This is a genomic window from Chitinophaga lutea (assembly GCF_003813775.1).
Lineage (GTDB): Bacteria > Bacteroidota > Bacteroidia > Chitinophagales > Chitinophagaceae > Chitinophaga > Chitinophaga lutea.
In genome coordinates this window covers 972,309-992,183 of sequence record NZ_RPDH01000002.1, presented here as the reverse complement: position 1 = coordinate 992,183, position 19,875 = coordinate 972,309, and the positions used below count along the sequence as shown (strand labels likewise).

Genomic DNA, 19,875 nt, shown 5'->3' with positions numbered 1-19,875 from the left:
ATCTATCAGCATGCAAAGAAAATATCTCCTTTATATAATCGCCGGCTTATGCACCGTGCAGACGGCCTGCCAACGCACTTTGGAATCGGAGCCGCAGGACCGGCTGACGGAGGAACTGGTGTTCGACCAGATCGATAAAAACGCGGACAATGCGAAGTCGTTCCTGCTGGGCAACTACGCGCTGCTGCCGTCTATTTCCAACCGCATCGGCAACACCTATCTCGACGCCACCACCGACGACGGCATGGCCTCCAACGATAACGACCGCAGCGGCGACTACCGCCTCGGGCGCATCAGTCCGCTCAATGTGCCCGACAATTCCTGGGACAACTGTTACAAAGGCATCCGCCAGGCCAACGTGTTCCTGTCCAAGATCGACGGCGTACCCACCACCGACGAGCTGAAAAAACAATGGAAAGCAGAAGCCCGTTTCCTGCGCGCTTTCTTTTATTTCGAACTGATGAAACGCTGGGGCGGCGTGCCGCTTGTAGGCGACAAAGTGTTCGGCTTCCAGGAAAACATCAACCTGAGCCGCAACACGCTCGAGGAAACGAAAAACTACATCATCGCCGAACTGGATGCCATCAAGGATCAGCTGCAGCCCAATATCATGAGCGACGGTGAAGTGGGCCGCGCCAACAAGGGCGCCGCGCTCGCCCTCAAATCGAGAGTGCTGCTGTATTGGGCCAGTCCCCAGTATAACACCGCAGGTGATGCGCAGCGCTGGACCGATGCGGCCAATGCCGCCAAAGAGGTGATGGACCTCAATGTGTACAGCCTCGCGCCCGCCTACATCGATATGTTCATCGCCGGCAAAAGCACCGAGATGATCTTCGCCAAAATGCAGGCTCCCTCGCAAACGGTGGAGCAGCAGAACGGCCCCGTTGGTTACCTGAACGCCGCCGCAGGAAAGGGTTTAACCAGTCCTTCCCAGAACCTGGTAGACGCTTTCCCGATGGACAACGGCCTGGCCATCACCGATCCCCTTTCCGGATACGACCCGACCAAACCCTATGATAAACGCGACCCGCGGTTAGATGCTACTATTTTATATAACGGAAAAAAATGGCTGAACAGGCCCGTGGAAACCTTCGAAGGCGGAAAGGACAAACCCGGCGGCATTGTGGTGCAAACCAAAACAGGTTATTACATGCGCAAGTTCATGGGCAAGTTCGAAAGCACTGCCGCTTACGCCAACACCACCCGCCACATGATCCACTTCCGGTACGCCGAAACCCTGCTGAACTACGCTGAAGCGCTGAATGAAGCAAGTGGGCCGGTGAAAGCGGTGTACGACAACCTGGTGCTGATCCGCAAACGGGCGGGCATCAAGGCCGGAACCAACAACCTGTACGGCATTCCTGCCGGCGTCACCGATAAAAACGTGATGCGGAAAATCATCCAGAACGAAAGGCGGATTGAAATGGCGTTCGAAGAACAGCGTTTCTGGGACATCCGCCGCTGGAAGATCGCGGAAGACGTGATGAACAAACCGTTGGAAGGCATGAAGATCGAAAAGAAAACCGACGGCAGCTTTGCCTATACCCGCTTTACCGCGGCCACGTCCACTTTCGACGCATCGCGGATGTACTGGTATCCCGTTCCGTATTCGGAAATAGAAACCAATCCCAACATGCGCCAGAACGCAGGGTGGGAGTACTAGGCACCGCCTTTTACTGATAAAGACAACACGGATGCGAACGCACAAGGCGCCATCCGATCGCTGAAAACACAAATACGAAGTGATGAAACAAATTATATCGATCATACTGTTTTCAATCCTTGCCATCAACGCGATGGCGCAGGGGAGAAAAGTGACGGGTACCGTAACGGACAAAGACGGGCCGGTGCCGTACGCCACCATCAAGGAAGCCGCCGACCCCAAAAACGGGGTGCTGACGGACGACAAGGGGCAATTCGCCATCGTGCTCAAAAGCGGCAACGAACTGGTGATTTCGTCTGTGGGGTATGCCAGCAAAACGGTGAACGTAAAAGGCAAAAACAGTATCGAGGTGCTGATGGACAATGCCGTAACCGGATTGGGTGAGGTAGTGACCGTGGGTTTTGCCAAACAGAAGAAAATGACGAGCACCGGTGCCGTGAGCATGATCACCGGCAAGGAGCTTCGCCAGAGCCCGGCGGCCAGTATCCAGAACTCGCTGGTGGGCCGTTTGCCCGGCTTTTTCCAGCAGCAGCAAAGCGGCCAGCCCGGCCGCGACGGCGCCAACTTCTTCATCCGCGGCGTGAGCTCTTACAACGACGGTACGAGCCAGCCGCTGATCATCGTAGATGATATCGAATATTCTTATGACGCCGTGAGCCAGATCGACCCGAACGAAGTGGAAAGCATCGCCATCCTGAAAGATGCGTCCACCACCGCGATCTATGGTATCAAAGGTGCCAACGGCGTACTGGTGATCACCACCCGCCGCGGTAAACAGGGCCCGCCGAAAATCACGTTCCGTTCCGAAACCGGTTTTCAGCAGCCCACCGTGTACCGCAAACCCCTGCCTTCCCACGAAGCGATTCCTTTGCTGATGGAGCAGGCGACCAATTCCAACACCGCACTGCCGCCCATTTTGCCGCAGGCGTATACCACACCGGAAGCACTCGAACATTTCCGCCTCGGCGACGAGCCTTACAAATACCCGAACGTGAACTGGTACGATGAAGTGATGAAAAACAACACCGTGCAGCAGCGTAACAACCTCGACATCAGCGGGGGCACCGAAGCGGTGCGTTATTTTGTATCGCTCGGTTACATTTTCCAGAACGGTATCATGAAAGACCTGCCGAAGGACGAAGATTTCAACAGCAACTATTACCTGAAACGTTACAACTTCCGCTCCAACCTCGATGTGGACGTGACGAAAGATCTGAGCCTGCGGCTCGATCTTTCCGCGCGCCTCTCCGAGATCAACGAGCCCAACTTCCCCGACGTGATGGCCGGCGGCGCATGGCCTTTCTGGCGCAGGATCACTTCCGGCCTGCTGGCGCCCTGGGTGTATCCCGTATACAACCCGGACGGTTCTTTCGGCGGCAGGAAAGACTTTACGCTCAACCCGGTGGGCATCCTCAAGTATGCCGGCTATCTGAGAGAGTATAACAACGACCTCAATCTGAACCTGACCGCCAACCATAAACTGGACTTCATCACCAAGGGCCTCGCCGTTCGCGGTACGCTGGCGTATACGAACGATTACCAGTCGCGCAGAAGCCAGACCCGCGGCAGGTTCCCGGTGTATGAATACGTTGCCGGCGCCGACCGTTACGATGCCGTATTCCCCACGCTGTCGCGCATCCCCGTTCTGGCGGAGGATGCGGGCTGGCAGAGTGGCCGCGAGAAACCGCAGCGTATTCTCAATACCCAGCTGATGCTCGATTACCGCAGGGCTTTTGGCAAACATACCCTGTACAGCCTCGCGCTCTTTAACCAACGCACCAGGATAGATGCCGCCGACGTGCCGGAAAACTTCCGGGGGTATTCGTTCAGACTTGGATATGACTACCATTCCAAATACCTGCTGGAGTTCAACATGGGTTACAATGGCACCGACCGCTTTAAAGCCAGCAAACGGTACGGCTATTTCCCCGCCGTGTCTGCCGGCTGGAACATCAGCGAGGAGCCGTTTTTCAAGGATAATGTACGGTTCGTGGATCAGCTGAAACTGCGTGGTTCATATGGGGAAGTGGGCAGTGACCGCTTTGGCAACTCTTTCCAGTACCTGTATGAAGAAATCTATTCCAAACCTTCGCAGGACTATAACTTCGGCGAAAGCCCCAACACATACCCGGTAGTAACGCCTGGCGCGCTGGCCAACGACGACGTGCGCTGGGAGCGTGAGCGCAAGCTCGACCTCGGTATCGAGCTGCGCCTGTTCAAAGGCAAGCTGGAAGTGATCGCCGATTATTTTGATAACCTGCGGTACGACATCCTCACCACCCGGGGCACCGTACCGGCTTTTGCCGGCCTTTCCCTGCCGCCGGTGAATGTAGGCAGGGTGAGCAACAAAGGATATGAGCTCGACATCAGCCACAACAACAAGATTGGCAATGTAGGCTATTTTGTAAAAGGCAATTTCTCATTCGCCAAAAACCTCGTGCTGTACCGCGACGAGCCGAAGAATGCCGCCAACCCGCTGCTGGCGCAAACCGGCCGCCCCATCGGGCAGATCTACGGGTATACTTTCGACGGTTTTTACTATGATGACGCCGATGTGGCCAAAAGCCCGCAGGTGGTGGGTAAAACCGTACAGCCCGGCGATATCAAGTTCAAAGACATCAACGGCGACGGCCTGATCAATGCCAACGACATCGGCCCGATCGGTTTCCCGAACCTGCCGCAGGTGACTTATGGTTTCAGCACCGGTTTCTCTTACAAAGACCTCGACTTTTCCGTGATGTTCCAGGGCGCCGCCCGCGGCAGCATGGATGCGTCCACACTACTGCAGATCGGCAACTCCAACGGTCTTCCTTCCGAGATCCACAAAAAACGCTGGACGCCTGAAACCCGCGACGTGGCGGAGTATCCGAGGCTGGGCGGTGTGAACTTCGACCTGTCTACTTTCTGGTTAAGGCCGGTGGATTATCTGCGCCTCAAAAACCTGGAGATCGGGTATCACATTCCCAAATCCTTCAGCCGCAGGGTAGGCGTGCAGGACATCCGCTTCTACGCCAACGGCCTCAACCTGATGACCTGGTACAACCTGAAGATCTACGACGTGGATCCCGAGTCGCAGCGCGGCGGCGGCCAGGTAGAGGCATACAGCAAATACCCGCAACAAAAAATCTACAATTTCGGCCTGCAGGTTTCATTTAAATAATCGCGATCATGAGAAAAAAGAATTTGCATACTTTATTTTTCGGAACGGCGGCAGCGATGATGCTGTTTGCAGCCTGCACCAAGAAAGGCGACGGTTTCCTGGACAAGACCGATACCGGCACCATCAACGAGGAAAAAACCTTCGCGGACAGTGCGCTGACCATGCAGTTCCTCAACGGCATTTACCGTAACCTGTCTTACACCTACTTTCTCGACAACGGTTTGTTCGGCGGCGGCCTCTGGTCGTTCTCCGATGCCACCGACGACTCTGAAATCCGCTGGGGCGGCGCCGTGGCGCAAACCGCGCAGGCTTACAACTCCTCTACTTTCTCGGGTGTGGCGGAGTTCGCCAGGATGCGCAACGATCACTGGAACACGCCTTATACCAACATACGCCGGGTCAACATTTTCCTGGGGAACGTAGACAAGGGGCCGTTGTCTGAAGCCAGGAAACAGCTCGCCAAAGCCGAAGCCCGCTTCCTGCGCGCCTATTATTATTTCCACCTGGTGCGTACGCACGGCGGCGTACCCCTGATCGGCGACAAGCTGTATACGCTGACGGACGACTTCACCCAACCGCGTGCTTCCTTCGAAGAATGTGTGGCTTACGTGGTGAAAGAAATGGAAGAAGCAGCGGCCGTACTGCCCACCGAACAACTGGGCGGCGAATACGGCCGGCCCACCAAAGGCGCGGCGCTGGCTGTGAAAGCCAAAATGCTGCTGCTGGCCGCCAGCCCGCTGTTCAACGGGGGCAACCTCGGCCAGACCGCGGAGCAGAAAAAAGTGCTGGGTTATGAAAGCGCCTCCAACGACCGCTGGAAACTGGCGGCCGATGCTTTCAAAGCAGTGATGAACCTGAACATGTACGAGCTCATTGAAGACAATGTCACCCGGCCCGGTAACGGTTTTTACAGCACCTTCATCCAGCGTAAGAATAAGGAGCACGTGTTCCAGATCATGCAGGGCAATAACCGTTTTATGGAAAATATGCTGCTGCCCAGTACGCGCGGCGGACAAACGTACAGTTTCCCGACGCAGCAGCTGGTAGACGCGTTTCCCATGGCCAACGGCAAAAGGATCGCCGATGCAAGCAGCGGGTACAATGCCGCCAGGCCGTACGAAGGCCGCGATCCGAGGTTTTATTTGTCCATCCTGTATAACGGCGCCCCCTGGCTGCTGAGCACCAACAACCGGAAAGATCCGGTATGGCTCTACCTGCTGGCGCCGCAGGACGGGCTGAATACCAATTCCAACTCCACCCGCACCGGTTACCTGTGGCGGAAAATGATGGACGAAAATGCCGGCGGTTCCTATGGTGTAACGCCCACCCGCTGTCTCACGCCGATCCGTTACGCGGAGATCCTGCTGGATTATGCCGAAGCATTGAACGAGCACAGCGGCCCTGTTGCCGACGTGTATACCGCGGTGGAAGCCATCCGCCGCCGTGCCGGCCTGAACCCGTACCAGCTGCCCGCAGGCCTCACCAAAGAAACGATGCGCGACGCCATCCGGAACGAAAGAAGGGTAGAGCTGGCCTTTGAGGAAGGTCATCGCTTCTTCGACCTGCTTCGCTGGAAAACTTTCGACCAGGCAGGCGCCGGGGATATGTTCGGGATGCGTATCACAAAAAATGGTGATAATTTTACCTATGAGCGGTTCGCTTTCGAGAAAAGAACGTTCAGCAGCCCTCAGATGTATTTTATGCCCGTACCACAGTCCGAAATCAATAAAATGCCGGAACTGGTGCAGAACCCGGGATGGTAAAACAAACAATTCATGAAGATAAAAACAGGCATTTTAGCGCTGGCACTGACCTTCAGTGCCGGCGTTTCAGCACAGGAAGTTCCGTTGAAGTATGGCGCCCAGTACACGGGCAAACGTACCGACGAAGCCATGAACAAATGGCGCGGCAACCGCTTCGGGCAATTCATCCACTGGGGATTGTACGCCATCCCCGGCGGGGTGTGGAACGGTAAAACGTATAACTATGCGGCGGAGTTCCTGAAGTCGAGCGCCAAAATACCCACCTCCACCTGGGATTCGCTGATGTACCAGTTCAACCCGGTGAAATTCAACGCCCGCCAATGGGCGAAGATGGCCAAACAGATGGGCGCGCGGTATATGACCATCACTACCAAACACCACGAAGGGTTTTGCCTCTGGCCTAGCCAATACACCGATTTTAATATCGGCAACACACCGTATAAAAAAGACATTCTCAAAGAACTGGTGGAAGCGTACAATGCCGAAGGCATCGATGTGAATTTTTATTATTCGGTGCTCGACTGGCATCACCCGGACTGGCGGTACGATATCAAATCGCCGGAAGACAGTGTGGCCTTCCGCCGTTTCCTGCAGTTCGCCTCCGGCCAGTTGCGCGAGCTGGCCACCAATTACCCGACCGTTAAAGCGTTCTGGTTCGACGGTACCTGGGACAATTCCATCAAAAAGAACGGCTGGTGGACGCTGGAGGTGGAGCAGATGCTGAAAAAGATCCGGCCCGGCGCGGTGGTGAACAGCCGTCTGCGCGCCGATGATTTCGGCAAACGACACATCGATTCCAACGGTAAGCTGATGGGGGATTATGAATCCGGTTACGAACGCCGCCTGCCGAACCCGGTTAAAGACGTACAGGTCACCAGGTGGGATTGGGAAGCCTGTATGACGGTGCCCGAAAACCAGTGGGGGTACCATAAAGACTGGTCGGTGAGCCACGTGAAAAGCCCGCTTGAACTGCTGGAAATGCTGGTGCATACCACTTCCATGGGCGGCAACTTTCTGCTGAATTTCGGGCCTGCCGGCGACGGCAGCATCCGTGCGGAAGAACAGCACATCGCGCGTACCATCGGGGCGTGGATGCAGCAGAACGGGCAGGTGATCTATGATTGTGATTACGCCGGCTGGGAGAAGCAGGACTGGGGATATTTCACCAAACCCCGCACCGGCAACATCGTCAACATGGTGGTGTTCAACATCCCGGTGAACGGTTTGCTGAAAGTGAAAGTGCCCGCCGGCACAAAAATTTCCAAAGCCACGCTGGCGGGAAAAAATGTGAAGGTCGAAGAAATCGCGAAAGACCAGTTTTTTATTCACCTGCCGCAACAGGCGTACAAAATGCCGCCTGTGATTGTGCTGGAGGCGGTGGGTGGCGCCAAAACCAACGCGCAGTACCAGGAAGCAAAAACCTAAATACCTACGCTCGATCCTGAATTATAGATAAGGGGCATTGCGCAAGCAGTGCCCTTTTTTACACTTCCTCGGTTTGCCGGAAGATACGGTTGCATTTTTCCGCCACCACATGTAGCATGCTGTCCATCTCGTGCGCTACTTTTTCTACAAGCCCCAGCAGGGGCGCATTGTCCGGGTGGGCGAAGTCTTCCTTATTAAGCAGATCCACGATGCCGAGCATGGAAGCCACTGGCCTGCGCAGGCTGTGGGAGCTCAGTTGAGCTACTTTTTTCAGTTCTTCGATGTACTGCTTTTTGTCTTCTACATCCTGTATGGCGCCGATCATGCGAACAGCCTTTCCTTCTTCATTGTACATGGCAAATCCCCGGTCTTTTACATGCCGGTAAGTGCCGTTGTGATGGCGGAACCGGTATTCCATTTTCCAGGCGCTCAATTTGGACGCTATTCTCTCATACAGGCTTTTCAATACTTCATCCACATCGTCCGGATGTATTCTTTGTTCCCACCAGCCTACTTCGTCAGGGACCTCTTCGTAGCCGAACTGCAGCTGCATGTTCTGGTTCCAGACGACGGTATTGTTGACAAGGTCCCAGTCCCAGATGACGTCATTGGTGGCCATGTTCACGATGTCGTATCGCTCCAGCACCTTCGTCAGCGCTAATTCCTGTTCTTTTCTTTTCGTGATGTTGTGGGCAAAACAAGCCACCCCTATAACATGGTCGTCTACGATGATGGGATCCATGGTAATTTCCGCGTATACTACACCATTATCCATTTCACGTACTTCTTCCAGTATCTGTTTCTTGCCGGCAAGGCTGTCTTCGTAATACTGCTGCCATTTTTTGTATTCCGCTTCTCCTTCCGCATCCCTCACGCGGACGCCAGGTTTTGCTTCGATACCTGTCAGCTGTTGGATGGTGTTTTTAAAGGCATTGTTAAACGCAACCAAACGGGTGTTGTTGTCGACCGCCCAGATCAGGTCGTCGGTACTGTTGATGATGGTGCTGAGTAGCTGCTGCTGCTCACTTAATGCCTGGTCTGCCAGGTACTTGTCGGTGATGTTACGGCTGCTGACCACCACCACATGTTTCTCTTTGTATTCCGTATGAAACGCCTGGATGTCTACATAGATGATGGAACCGTCTTTTTTCAGATGGCGCCATGCCGTACCGGGAATAAAACCTGAACCGGCCGGGTGGTTGCCGCTCATGAACTTTTCGATATCTTCCGCCGGGCGGATATCGAGGATGGTCATTCGCCGGAATTCTTCCCGGCTGTAGCCGTATGTGGTGATGGCAGCATCGTTGACTTCAATAAAGTGAAAGGTTTCCGCATCGTACAGCCACATCGGGTTGGGACTGGTTTTAAAAATGCTCATATAGGCCATTTCCGAACTCTGCAGCGATTTAAGGTATTTTTGCAATAGCCAGTACAGGATGGAGGCTGATATGGTTACAAAAATAATCCCTTTCACTTTTTGGCTCTGCCAGAAAAAAGAAGGCATATTTTCGGATATCCAGCGCAGCAGGGAATCTGTCGTCAATATCCAAACGACGCCGAAAAGGAAATACATCAATACGGTCCGTAGGGGGGAGAATAGGTTGATCATGGAATTTTTGTTTCAGTCGTAGGTGTGGATTGAAAATAGCAAAAAATATGCAAAGATAGCGGCGAAACATCATGCGCAACAAAAGCGGTATCCCGTTTGTAATCCATTATAAACCAAAGCCGGCAGCATGGAATCTTATTTTACTTCTTTAACAGCATTGCAACAGCAGTCAGGTACGGACCTGCAACAGGGGTTGTCGCCTGAAACAGCAGCAGAACGGTTACAGCAGTACGGACCCAATGCGATTACGGGTAAACGCAGCCGTTCGCCCTGGATGATCTGGCTGCACCAGTTCAAAAGCCCCGTCGTGTACCTGTTGCTGGTGGCCGCGGGTATGTCCATTTTTTTTAAGGAATGGCTGGATGCGATCGCTATCGGCATTGTGATACTGCTGAATGCGGTGGTGGGTTTTGTGATGGAATTCCAGGCGGAACGGTCGATGGAAGCCCTGCAGAAACTGGCGACGCAGATGGCCAAGGTCATTCGCGGCGGCAAGCTGCAGGAAGTACCGTCGGAAGAACTGGTGCCGGGTGATATTATGGTGCTCGAAGCAGGGGATATGGTGCTGGCGGACGGGCGCCTTCTGTCGGCCACCAATCTACAGGCCGACGAATCCGCCCTCACCGGGGAATCCGTACCGGTAGAAAAAGAACCCGGCGAGCTGGAGGAGAATACCCCGCTGGCCGAGCGGACCAACATGGTCTACAAAGGGACCTTTATCCGGAAGGGCAACGCTCATGTGCTGTGCACCGCTACCGGCATGCAGACCGAACTGGGGCATATCGCCACCATGGTGGCCGGTGCGGTGAAATCCGCCACGCCGTTGGAGAAAAAACTGGAGAGTTTCAGCAAACGGCTGATCGGCATCACGGTAATTATCGTGCTGCTGATTTTTGGCGCAGGGCTCCTGAATAAAGTGCCGGTGCTGGAAATGCTCAAAACAGCCATCGCGCTCGCGGTGGCGGCCATCCCCGAAGGGCTGCCCATTGTGGCGACGCTGGCGCTGGCCAGAGGGATGATCCGCATGGCGCGGCACCAGGTGATCGTGAAAAAACTGTCTGCGGTGGAAACACTCGGCGCTACTACTGTGATCTGCACCGATAAAACCGGTACGCTCACCGAAAACCAGATGGAGGTAACGGCCGCATCGGTGCCTTCGGGGGAAGTTGATCTCGCCTCACCGCCCGATGCGCCGGATTTTAAACAGCTGCAGCTGGTGGCGGTGTTATGCAATAACGCATCGCTCGACGATAAAAAGGGGATTGGCGACCCGCTGGAGGTGAGCCTTCTCGAATTCGCCCGCGACACCGGGGCGGATGTTGCCCGTCTTGCGGCGGATTTTCCCAGGGAAAAAGAGTTTCCCTTTGATTCCGATACCAAGGTAATGGGCACCCTCCACCGTTCCGGCAACGGGTACCTGGTAGCCGCCAAAGGCGCGATCGAAAACCTGATGCCGCTGTGCACGCAGGTGTTCAAGGACGGCGGCCCGCAGCCGCTGGAAGAGGGCGACAAAAAAACATGGCTGGCGCAAACCGACAAACTGGCCGCTTCCGGGCTGAAAACGCTGGGTTATGCGTATGCCGAAAGAAGCACGGCGGACGGTGAGTTCATGCAGGAGCTGGTGTTTACCGGCGTCACCGGTTTCCTCGACCCGCCGCGCAAAGACGTACAGCAGGTGATCCGGGAAACCCATACCGCCGGTATCCGCGTCATCATGCTGACCGGCGACCATCCCGCCACCGCCGCCAACATCGCGCAGCAGCTGGGTATCAGCAAAGACGACAAGGTGATGAACGGCAAGGACATGGGGAAAGACCCGGAGCAGTGGCTGGGCATACCCGTATTTGCGAGGGTAAGCCCAGCGCAGAAACTTGACCTGGTGCAGGCGCTGCAGGAGCGCCGTGAAATTGTGGCGATGACCGGCGACGGCGTGAACGACGCGCCGGCGCTGAAAAAAGCCGACATCGGCATCGCGATGGGCATCCGCGGTACGCAGGTATCGCAGGAGGTGGCCGACATGGTGCTGAAAGACGACGCCTTTTCTTCCATCGTACATGCCGTGCGGCAGGGGCGCGTCATCTTCGAGAACATCCGCCGCTTCATCATATTCCTGCTTTCCTGCAATCTGAGCGAGCTGCTGGTGATCGGCCTCATTGCCACGTTCAACTTTCCCTTCCAGCTGTTTGCCCTGCAAATCCTGTTCATCAACCTGATCACCGACGTATTCCCCGCCATGGCGCTGGGCTTTACGGAGGGCGACGATACGGTGATGCAGAAACAGCCGAAAGATCCCAAACTGCCCATCATCAGTAAAAAGAACTGGGCCGTGATCTGGGGCTACGCCGCCATCATCTGCGCCGCAGCGCTGGGTGCGGCTTTTATGGCCGACTCCCTGCGTGGCACATCCGACCCCGGGGCCGCCAACAACGTTTTGTTTTTTACGCTGATTATCTCGCAATTACTGCATTCGCTGAACATGACCACGGGCAGGGAAAGATTTTTCCGCGGCCCGGTGATACGCAATCCTTACCTCTGGGGAGCGCTCGGCCTGAGCCTCGGCGTAACGCTGCTTTGCCGCGTGGTGCCGCCGGTGGCGGAAGCGCTGCGGCTGCAGGATATGAGCGGGGAAGACTGGCTGGTGATCGCAGGGTGCAGCATCGCCTCGCTGCTGCTCATCCGTTTGATGGCCCTGTTTGTAAACCGGTAAATACGCCGTATCTTATCCAGACCTAAAAACCCTGGATATGATACACAACCGCCGCGACTTCCTGCAACTTTCCGCCCTGGCAGGGGCAGCCGCTCTCACAACGCCCCTGGCCGGCTTTGCATGGCCCGGGCAGCAAAAGAAACTCGGTATCGCGCTCATCGGCCTGGGCGGTTACGCCACCAACCAGCTGGCGCCCGCGCTGCTGCAAACGCAGCATATCGAGTTAAGAGGCATCGTTACCGGCACACCGTCTAAAATACCGGTGTGGGTGGAGAAATACAAAATCCCGGAAAAGAACATTTACAATTACGACAACTTCGACAAGATCGCCGATAATAAAGACATCGATGTGGTATACGTGGTGCTGCCCAACTCCATGCATGCCGAATTCACTATCCGCGCCGCAAAGGCGGGCAAACACGTGATCTGTGAAAAGCCGATGTCGGTAAGCGTCAAAGAGGGTGAAGCGATGATCGCCGCGTGTAAAAAAGCCGGCAGGCAGCTGGCCATCGGCTACCGCCTGCATTATGATCCGTTCCACCTTGAAATGATGCGCCTGAGCCGTGAGAAAGTGTTCGGTGAGGTGAAGCTGGTGGAAGCAAGCGACGGTTTTCGCGCCGGCGACCCCGCCCAATGGCGGCTGCATCATGCCCTTTCCGGCGGCGGGCCGCTGATGGATGTGGGCATCTATGCCATACAGGGCGCGCGTTACACCATCGGGCTGGAGCCTACGTATGTAACGGCGCAGGCATTCCCCAAAACCGATCCGCAAAAGTTCAAAGACATCGAGGAGTCGCTGGCCTGGCAACTGTATTTTCCCAACGGGGCCATCGCCAATTCCTTCTCCACCTATATCACCAACGTCAACCGCCTTTATGCCGCGGCGGAAAAAGGATGGTTCGAACTGAACCGCGCCTATGGGTATAAGGGCCAGGAAGGGCGCACCAGCCAGGGGCCCATGCAGATCACACCCATCAATCAGCAGGCCGCGCACATGGACGGCGTGGCCAAAGCGATCCTCGAAAACCGCCCGAACAATGTGCCGGGAGAAGAAGGCCTGCGCGATATGAAAATCATCGAGGCGATTTATGCGTCGATGGCCGCCGCCGGGAAAAAACTGAAGATCGGGTAGCGGATGTGCCGATCGCGTTTGCTGATGCTACGACCATGGCGGAAGAACCTGGTGTTTCAGCCTGCGTGCATAAACAAGGTTGTAAAACAGTGGGAAGCGAACGGCGCGTCGTCAATTCAAGGTATAATCCAGTTCCACTTTACCGGTGCAATAAAATTCCGCATCGGCGCCCTGCAACAGGTATCCTTCCACCGGCACCTGCTGGTTGAAAAGGAGCGGGGCGAACAGCTGTTCGTTTTCCAGCGGGTGAAGCTCCAGCAGGTTGCTGGTGAGCAGTTGGCCGCTCACGCTGCGGTGCAGGCGGATGGTGAGCACCGAAACGTTCAGCTCGGATACGATGACGCCTGCGATGGGCGGGTCGTAATCGTTTAATTTGATGCGGATATGCCGTCCTTTCAGATGCCTGGGCGGAATTGCCCGCGGAGGCGCCGGGTAAGGGTAAAACAGCATCGACAGGATAAAGACCGCGGCATAGGGCCATGCGTATTCAAGGAATGAATAATGCATGCTGTTTTCTTCCAGTACGAGGTTGATCACACACAGCATCACCAGGGCCAGGCCTACCAGCAGGATGTACAGCCTTTGCAATAGCGGATGTTCCGTTTTTTTCTGGATCCAGACGGTGAACTTGTACAGCACGAACCATACAGGGAATGAAAAAAGCAGGCCGATGGCCACCTGGAGAATATACAATGAAAAAGCCCATTGGGTGTTCTGATAGAGCGGGTAACAAACGAGGAACAATACCGGCGCCAGCACCACCGGCGTCAGCCAGATGCACAAGGTATAATAGAACACATTCCTGTTACGCATGAGAACCTACAATTGCTCAAATAAATAATATAATGGGGATTCTTCCAAGACTTTTCTTTCCCCATCCTCCCATTTGATGAGCCGTATGAACCCTTCGGAGATTTCGATGCCGGTAATATCCCCATCGCTGAAACAGCAGCAGCCGGTATTAAAATAAGCGGGCCGCGCCATGGTCTTGACGATCTGTTTGCCGGCATATTCGGCCTGGCGTTTGGCCAGCGCCTGCCGCAGACTGTCCGCCAGCGCCTGGTTGTTTTCTTTCATGGCCTTTTCCAGCTGCCGCGTGAGGCGGTCGATGTGATCGAGCGAGGCGAATACGGGTTTGTGGGTATGGCCGGTCACCAGTACGGTGCCGGGTTGCTGCAGCGTCCATTCGTAGAGCACTACGTTATGCAGGTCTACGAGGTCGAACGAGTCGGACACGGTGTTGATGCGGATGTCGAGAAAACGCTGGATGGGCGTCCAGATGGCGGCTACGAACCATTTGGAGAACGCGTTGCCGTCGCTGTGCTGATCGCCCTGGTGACCGTGCGTGAAAAGAATACGGTAGGTTTTGTTGTTGTACGGCACTTCCAGCACCAGGCCTTCGTAAATCTTCAGCGTGTCGCCGAAGATCGGCTTCAGGAACTGGTTACGGGGGATGAGATAGTTCCATTCCAGGTCGTGATTGCCGAAGATGCGGTAGTAACGTTGTTTTTGCAGGAACTTGGCTTCTTCGAGCAGGGAGAGGCGGTTATGTTCGATCACGGCCGTGGGGGTGCTTTCCCATAACTCTTCGCAATCGCCGAGATTGATATAGGTAAATCCTTCGTTGTAATACCAGTCAAGCGCCTTCAGGTAGTTGTCTGCCGCCGGCACAAAATCATCCGCCGCATCGCCGCCGCCTTTGTGTTGATCGGAAAATATAATGAAGCGGGCCTCTTCCGGCAGGCAGGAAATCAGCGGGCCTTTATCTTTTTTGCCCTTCAGGATGCCTTCCTGCAACTGGGTCAGCGAATTGAATACCAGCCGGCTCTGGGGCTTGGAGGAAAATTTGTTCGCCAGCCAGATGACGGGCCTGCGGAAGAGATATTGCAACAGGCGTTTCATCCCGGGAAGATAATAAAAAAGGGGAGATCACTCCTGGAAACAGATGCGGATGGGAATCGTCATGTGTACCGCCACCTTTTTCCCTTTATGCCTGGCGGGTTCCCATGCCGGCATTTTCTCTACGAGGTGAATGGCGACCCTCTCGATATAGGTGTTTCGCGGGTTAACCGGCTTCACCCCGGTAATGGAACCATTCTTTTCAACGATGAACGATAAAAACACCGAATGTAATTCGGCGTCTTTGAGGGAATCCTGTGACAAACGGAGATTGCTGGTCAGATAATTCGCCAAGGCTTCTTCCCCTCCGGGGAAGCCGGGCATTGTTTCCACAGCGGTGTACACCCTGCGCTGTGCCGTGGCGGGAGCAATGAAGCACATAAACAATAAAATTATCCGGAAGCTTTTCATGGCAGGGATATTTATACCTGCCATGAAAATACACTATTTATTCGCTACCTCAAACTCCGTGCGCCGGTTGTGCTGGTGCTGTGGGCAATTGTATGAAAGAAGGCAGGGACGTGTTACTACTTTCTGAAACAATCAGCGCATTTGCGCTGCCCTGATACGGGCATGTGCCAACGCAGGGAGGGTTTGGAGTAATTTTTGTAGATTTAGGCATATGCTGAAACGCCTATTCATTTACGCCGCAGCGGTATCGCTGGCGGCCTGCGCGCCGCAGCCTTACAAGGCGACGAACAAAGTGTACCGCCAGCAGGCAAAACACTGGTCGAACGTACTGAAGCTGCAGCCGGATAATATCCGCACGGATTCAGCCGCAACGCCGGCATGGTGGGCCGGTACGGTCAATTTTAATCTCCGCAAGCCCAATTATGTCATCATTCATCATACGGCACAACAGTCGTGCGAACAGACGCTGCGCACTTTTACGCTGGAGCGCACGCAGGTGAGTGCGCATTATGTGATTTGTGAAGACGGCACCATTCATCATATGCTGAACGATTACCTGCGCGCCTGGCACGGCGGCGCATCGCGGTGGGGGAGCAGTACGGATATCAATTCCGCTTCCATCGGCATTGAACTGGATAACGACGGCCGCGAGCCGTTCGCCGGCCCGCAGATACACAGCCTCCTCACGTTGCTGGACACACTGAAAAACCGGTATAACATTCCCGCCGCCAACTTCATCGGTCACGGCGACATCGCCCCCAAACGGAAAGTGGACCCGAGTGTGCTGTTCCCCTGGGACCGGCTGGCGGCAAAAGGTTTTGGCCTGTGGTACGGCGATACGGCCAACATACAGGTGCCGGACGCCTTTAATACCGTCCAGGCACTGCGCGTGGTAGGGTACGATATGAAAGATACCGCCGCTTCCATTGCAGCGTTCAAACGGCACTTCATCCCGTCCGATTCCCTGAGCCCCGCGGGCGTACTCAACGATCAGGGTAAAAAAATACTCATCAGCATACTGGAAAAAAATCCCTGATCAGGATGGTTTGTCTTTCGTATTCCTGATCAGCCCTATGCCGGCAAAGAAGAAGATGGCGCCCAATACGCCGTAGATAATAATGGACTTGACGTTGCGGGTGCCCTCGCCGCCATTCATGAAATTCACGCCTGCCAGAATAAGCCCGGCGATGCCCAGTAAGCTCAGTATGATACCCAATACGCGTTTTTCCATAACAGTGATTTCAGGCAGGAGTACAAATTACATGCCCGCATACCAAAAAGAAAGCGGAAAGAGACCTTCCCGCTCGTTTTTTCCACGTTATCTATTCTATACAATCATAGAACGGATGCCTTTCAAGTCCGCTGAAAATGTCTTATAAGGGTTATCAGGGAATTTAATTTTCTTTCATTTTTGAAATATTTATATGCAATTATAAATAAAAATAAATAATTTAAAACGAAATTATACAAGCATCCGTAAGCGGCCCGGGCCCGGCGGCAGCTTGTTTTGAAATCAGCGTTGTTATGGGTAAATGATTGTAAATGAGTTGGTTAATTATGGGGAATCTTTCTTAAAACGGCGGCCGTTACGAATTCATAACAAGGATTTTATAAAAATCCTGCGTAAATTAGGATCCGGCTTTGCAGCCCCATATTATAATACAGTGATTTTCAATATGCTTTATCCTGAATTCCGACGTTAAAACCGAATTAATCTATACTATATGTCAATGATCAACATCGCGGAGCGGCACAAGTTTATATTAAGCAGATTATACGAAAAAGGCTATGTCAACGTGGTCGAATTGTGTAAAGAGCTGGACGTTTCGGGTGTAACAATCCGAAAGGATTTGAAGCTGCTGGAAGACAAGTCGTTATTATACCGCTCCCACGGTGGCGCTACGGTGCAGAACCCCTATACCAACGATAAACCGGTCAACGAAAAAGAAAAGATCCGCCGGGAAGAAAAGAATGCCATCGGCAAAGCCGCCGCCTCCCTGATCATGCCGGGCGATGCGATCATTATCGCCTCGGGTACCACCGTGCTGGCGCTGGCCAAACATATCCAGCCGCGCGGCCCGCTGATGATCATCACCTCCGCCCTCAACGTGGCCCTGGAACTGAACCGCTTCCACGAAATAGAAGTCATCCAGCTGGGCGGCGTTATCCGCAATAATTCCTCTTCCGTGGCCGGCCCTTACGCGGAAAAAATCCTGAGCGACTTCTCCTGCAGCAAACTGTTCCTGGGGGTAGACGGCATCGATGTGGAATTCGGCCTCACCACCACCAGCATCGCAGAAGCGCACCTCAACCAGCAAATGATCGCCGCGGCGCAGAAAACCATCGTGCTGGCGGACTCGTCCAAGTTCGGCAAACGCGGTTTCGGCAGAATCTGCCGGCTGGAAGAAGTGGATCAGATCATTACCGACAAAGGCATTTCGGAACACATGGTGAAACTGCTGGAAGATATGGGAATTGAAGTGGTGATTGTGTGACTTGCCGCCATCTTAATGCCTGTACCATGAACAACCATCCTGAAGCACAACCCGATATGCTCGACGATGAAATCCCCGTCCATGCCCGCTTTACCCTGCTACCCTGGTGGATCAAAGTATTTATGTGGATATTCCTTGTTTGCGGCGGACTGGTGCCGGTGGTGTTCGTATTGAGCCTGTCCGGCGTAGACGTATCCCTCGCGCTGATGGGGCTTAATGTGGAAGAGCCTTTTACATGGGAATATTTCCTGGTGCTGGGTCTTTTTTTGCTGAAAGGGCTCGTATCTGCGGCCCTGCTGCTGGAAAAGCGCCAGGCCGTTTTGCTGGGCATGATCGATTGTTTTATCACCATCCCCGTTTGTATATACACAGGATACCGCAGTTATCTATCCGCCAATAACTCCGGTGTGAGCGTCAATTTCAACATTGAGATCGTATTGGCCATCCTCTTTTTATGGAAGCTGTACAAAATCAGGTACGATTGGGAGAACGGTCTTCCCGGGAACCAGGTTGCTGCCTGATACCGCCTACTTTTCCTCCGGCTTCAGCGGCTCGTTGATTTTGGATTGTTCGATCCGCAATATCACATACCGGATATTCTTACGGTCTGCCGTATACGTAATATGGATGCGTTCGTCTTCGCCCTGTACGATGGCAGGATAGCTGTATTCGCCTTTTGTTTCATTCTCCAGTGAAAACACGGGTTTCCATTGCTGCCCGTCGCTCGAAATGGCGACAAACAGTTTGGAGCGGCCTTCGCCTTTGCGCAACGGGTTGTACACGATCGCCTGCAGCCCGTTTTTGAGGGTAACCGCATCAGTGCCTGAATTGGGGTTGGGCAGCGTCGTCACGCTCAGCGGGCCCCAGGTGGCGCCTTTGTCGGTGGACCAGGTTTGCACCACATAATTCTGCCGGCTTCTGCTCAGCAGTTGCATCGAATCGTTGGGATATTCCAGGATGCTCGGCTGTATCACCTGGAAGGTGTCGTTATTGATCGGGATGCGCGTCCAGTTGCGGGCGTCTTTATCCGACTTTTCGAGATGGATGTGCCAGATGTTGCCGGTAGTGCTTTCCGTGCTGGTGGGATAAAGGATATCGCCGTTCTTCAGCTGCACGGGTTTGTTTTTGATAGGCCCCAGCATACCGTCGGGCAGTTTTTCGGGTTTGCTCCAGGTTTTGCCGTTATTGGCGGATTGCATCATCATACCCCACCATTCCCGCGGGTTGGGGCCTACTTTGTAATATAAAAACAGCTTGCCGGCTTTGGTCCTGAACAGTACCGGGTTCCAGCAGGGATACCGCAATGTTTCGTCGATCACGCCGTTGGCAACTTCTTTCGGCGCGCTCCATTTACCGTCTTCACAGGTCGCGACCCAGATGCCTACGTCTTTATGCCCTTCTTCCGTTCCGCCGAACCAGGCGGCTATCTGCCGGTTTTTCGGCAGCAGCACGATGGTGGAAGCATGGCATTCGGGGAAAGGAGGATTGTCCATGATCATCACCCGTTTGTCCAGCTGGGCTACATAAGTTTGCGCACTGGTGTCGATACACGTGCCAAGGAGCAATAACAGGAATATTTTTTTCATGCGGGCTTGTTTTTTAGGCTCCTCA

The 19,875-nt window shown here is 54.2% G+C and carries 15 protein-coding genes; 9 read left to right on the top strand and 6 right to left on the bottom strand.

Annotated elements, in window-relative coordinates; translation table 11 throughout:
* The first annotated feature begins 10 nt into the window (after nucleotides 1-10).
* The 4 genes from EGT74_RS16250 to EGT74_RS16235 all read left to right on the top strand — a co-directional run bounded on the left by EGT74_RS16250 (nucleotide 11) and on the right by EGT74_RS16235 (nucleotide 8,011).
* Complete coding sequence (locus tag EGT74_RS16250; RefSeq protein ID WP_123847632.1) at nucleotides 11-1,663, top strand: RagB/SusD family nutrient uptake outer membrane protein; 1,653 nt, start codon at nucleotides 11-13, stop codon at nucleotides 1,661-1,663.
* Nucleotides 1,664-1,745: 82 nt separating this feature from the next.
* Nucleotides 1,746-4,823 carry a SusC/RagA family TonB-linked outer membrane protein gene (locus tag EGT74_RS16245; protein WP_123847631.1) on the top strand — a complete coding sequence of 1,026 codons (3,078 nt, stop codon included), beginning with the start codon at nucleotides 1,746-1,748 and terminating at the stop codon, nucleotides 4,821-4,823.
* 8 nt (nucleotides 4,824-4,831) lie between these two features.
* Nucleotides 4,832-6,586, top strand: a complete 1,755-nt coding sequence (locus tag EGT74_RS16240; RefSeq protein ID WP_123847630.1) for a RagB/SusD family nutrient uptake outer membrane protein — start codon at nucleotides 4,832-4,834, stop codon at nucleotides 6,584-6,586.
* Nucleotides 6,587-6,598: 12 nt separating this feature from the next.
* Complete coding sequence (locus EGT74_RS16235) at nucleotides 6,599-8,011, top strand: alpha-L-fucosidase (protein ID WP_123847629.1); 1,413 nt, start codon at nucleotides 6,599-6,601, stop codon at nucleotides 8,009-8,011.
* Between the two features lie 58 nt (nucleotides 8,012-8,069).
* Here the strand turns inward: EGT74_RS16235 and EGT74_RS16230 are convergent, their stop codons facing one another.
* On the bottom strand, nucleotides 8,070-9,620 hold the full coding sequence (locus tag EGT74_RS16230) for a PAS domain S-box protein (RefSeq protein WP_123847628.1): 1,551 nt from the start codon (nucleotides 9,618-9,620) through the stop codon (nucleotides 8,070-8,072).
* Between the two features lie 127 nt (nucleotides 9,621-9,747).
* On the opposite strand from EGT74_RS16230, the gene EGT74_RS16225 reads away from it, so the two are divergent.
* Nucleotides 9,748-12,327, top strand: a complete 2,580-nt coding sequence (locus tag EGT74_RS16225) for a cation-translocating P-type ATPase (protein WP_123847627.1) — start codon at nucleotides 9,748-9,750, stop codon at nucleotides 12,325-12,327.
* A gap of 37 nt (nucleotides 12,328-12,364) precedes the next feature.
* Nucleotides 12,365-13,459, top strand: coding sequence for a Gfo/Idh/MocA family protein (locus EGT74_RS16220; RefSeq protein ID WP_123847626.1), 1,095 nt, complete (start codon nucleotides 12,365-12,367; stop codon nucleotides 13,457-13,459).
* 111 nt (nucleotides 13,460-13,570) lie between these two features.
* On the opposite strand, the gene EGT74_RS16215 is transcribed toward EGT74_RS16220, so the two are convergent.
* From EGT74_RS16215 to EGT74_RS16205, 3 genes are read right to left on the bottom strand one after another with little or no spacing between them, the layout of a single operon-like run.
* Complete coding sequence (locus EGT74_RS16215) at nucleotides 13,571-14,272, bottom strand: hypothetical protein (RefSeq protein WP_123847625.1); 702 nt, start codon at nucleotides 14,270-14,272, stop codon at nucleotides 13,571-13,573.
* Nucleotides 14,273-14,278: 6 nt separating this feature from the next.
* On the bottom strand, nucleotides 14,279-15,361 hold the full coding sequence (locus tag EGT74_RS16210; protein ID WP_123847624.1) for a metallophosphoesterase: 1,083 nt from the start codon (nucleotides 15,359-15,361) through the stop codon (nucleotides 14,279-14,281).
* A gap of 27 nt (nucleotides 15,362-15,388) precedes the next feature.
* Complete coding sequence (locus tag EGT74_RS16205) at nucleotides 15,389-15,739, bottom strand: energy transducer TonB (protein WP_158618182.1); 351 nt, start codon at nucleotides 15,737-15,739, stop codon at nucleotides 15,389-15,391.
* A gap of 241 nt (nucleotides 15,740-15,980) precedes the next feature.
* On the opposite strand from EGT74_RS16205, the gene EGT74_RS16200 reads away from it, so the two are divergent.
* The gene (locus EGT74_RS16200; protein ID WP_123847622.1) at nucleotides 15,981-16,805 is read left to right on the top strand and encodes an N-acetylmuramoyl-L-alanine amidase; all 825 of its coding nucleotides are present in this window, start codon (nucleotides 15,981-15,983) and stop codon (nucleotides 16,803-16,805) included.
* Here EGT74_RS16200 and EGT74_RS16195 read toward each other — a convergent pair whose 3' ends face one another.
* The gene (locus EGT74_RS16195) at nucleotides 16,806-17,000 is read right to left on the bottom strand and encodes a hypothetical protein (protein WP_123847621.1); all 195 of its coding nucleotides are present in this window, start codon (nucleotides 16,998-17,000) and stop codon (nucleotides 16,806-16,808) included.
* Nucleotides 17,001-17,493: 493 nt separating this feature from the next.
* Between EGT74_RS16195 and EGT74_RS16190 the strand changes: the two genes are divergently transcribed.
* Together EGT74_RS16190 and EGT74_RS16185 are read left to right on the top strand one after the other, a co-directional pair.
* On the top strand, nucleotides 17,494-18,264 hold the full coding sequence (locus EGT74_RS16190; protein WP_317126717.1) for a DeoR/GlpR family DNA-binding transcription regulator: 771 nt from the start codon (nucleotides 17,494-17,496) through the stop codon (nucleotides 18,262-18,264).
* Nucleotides 18,265-18,290: 26 nt separating this feature from the next.
* Nucleotides 18,291-18,785 (top strand): hypothetical protein, encoded by a 495-nt coding sequence (locus EGT74_RS16185; RefSeq protein WP_123847620.1) that lies wholly within the window; start codon nucleotides 18,291-18,293, stop codon nucleotides 18,783-18,785.
* Nucleotides 18,786-18,791: 6 nt separating this feature from the next.
* Here EGT74_RS16185 and EGT74_RS16180 read toward each other — a convergent pair whose 3' ends face one another.
* On the bottom strand, nucleotides 18,792-19,850 hold the full coding sequence (locus EGT74_RS16180; RefSeq protein WP_123847619.1) for a sialidase family protein: 1,059 nt from the start codon (nucleotides 19,848-19,850) through the stop codon (nucleotides 18,792-18,794).
* Nucleotides 19,851-19,875: the final 25 nt, after the last annotated feature.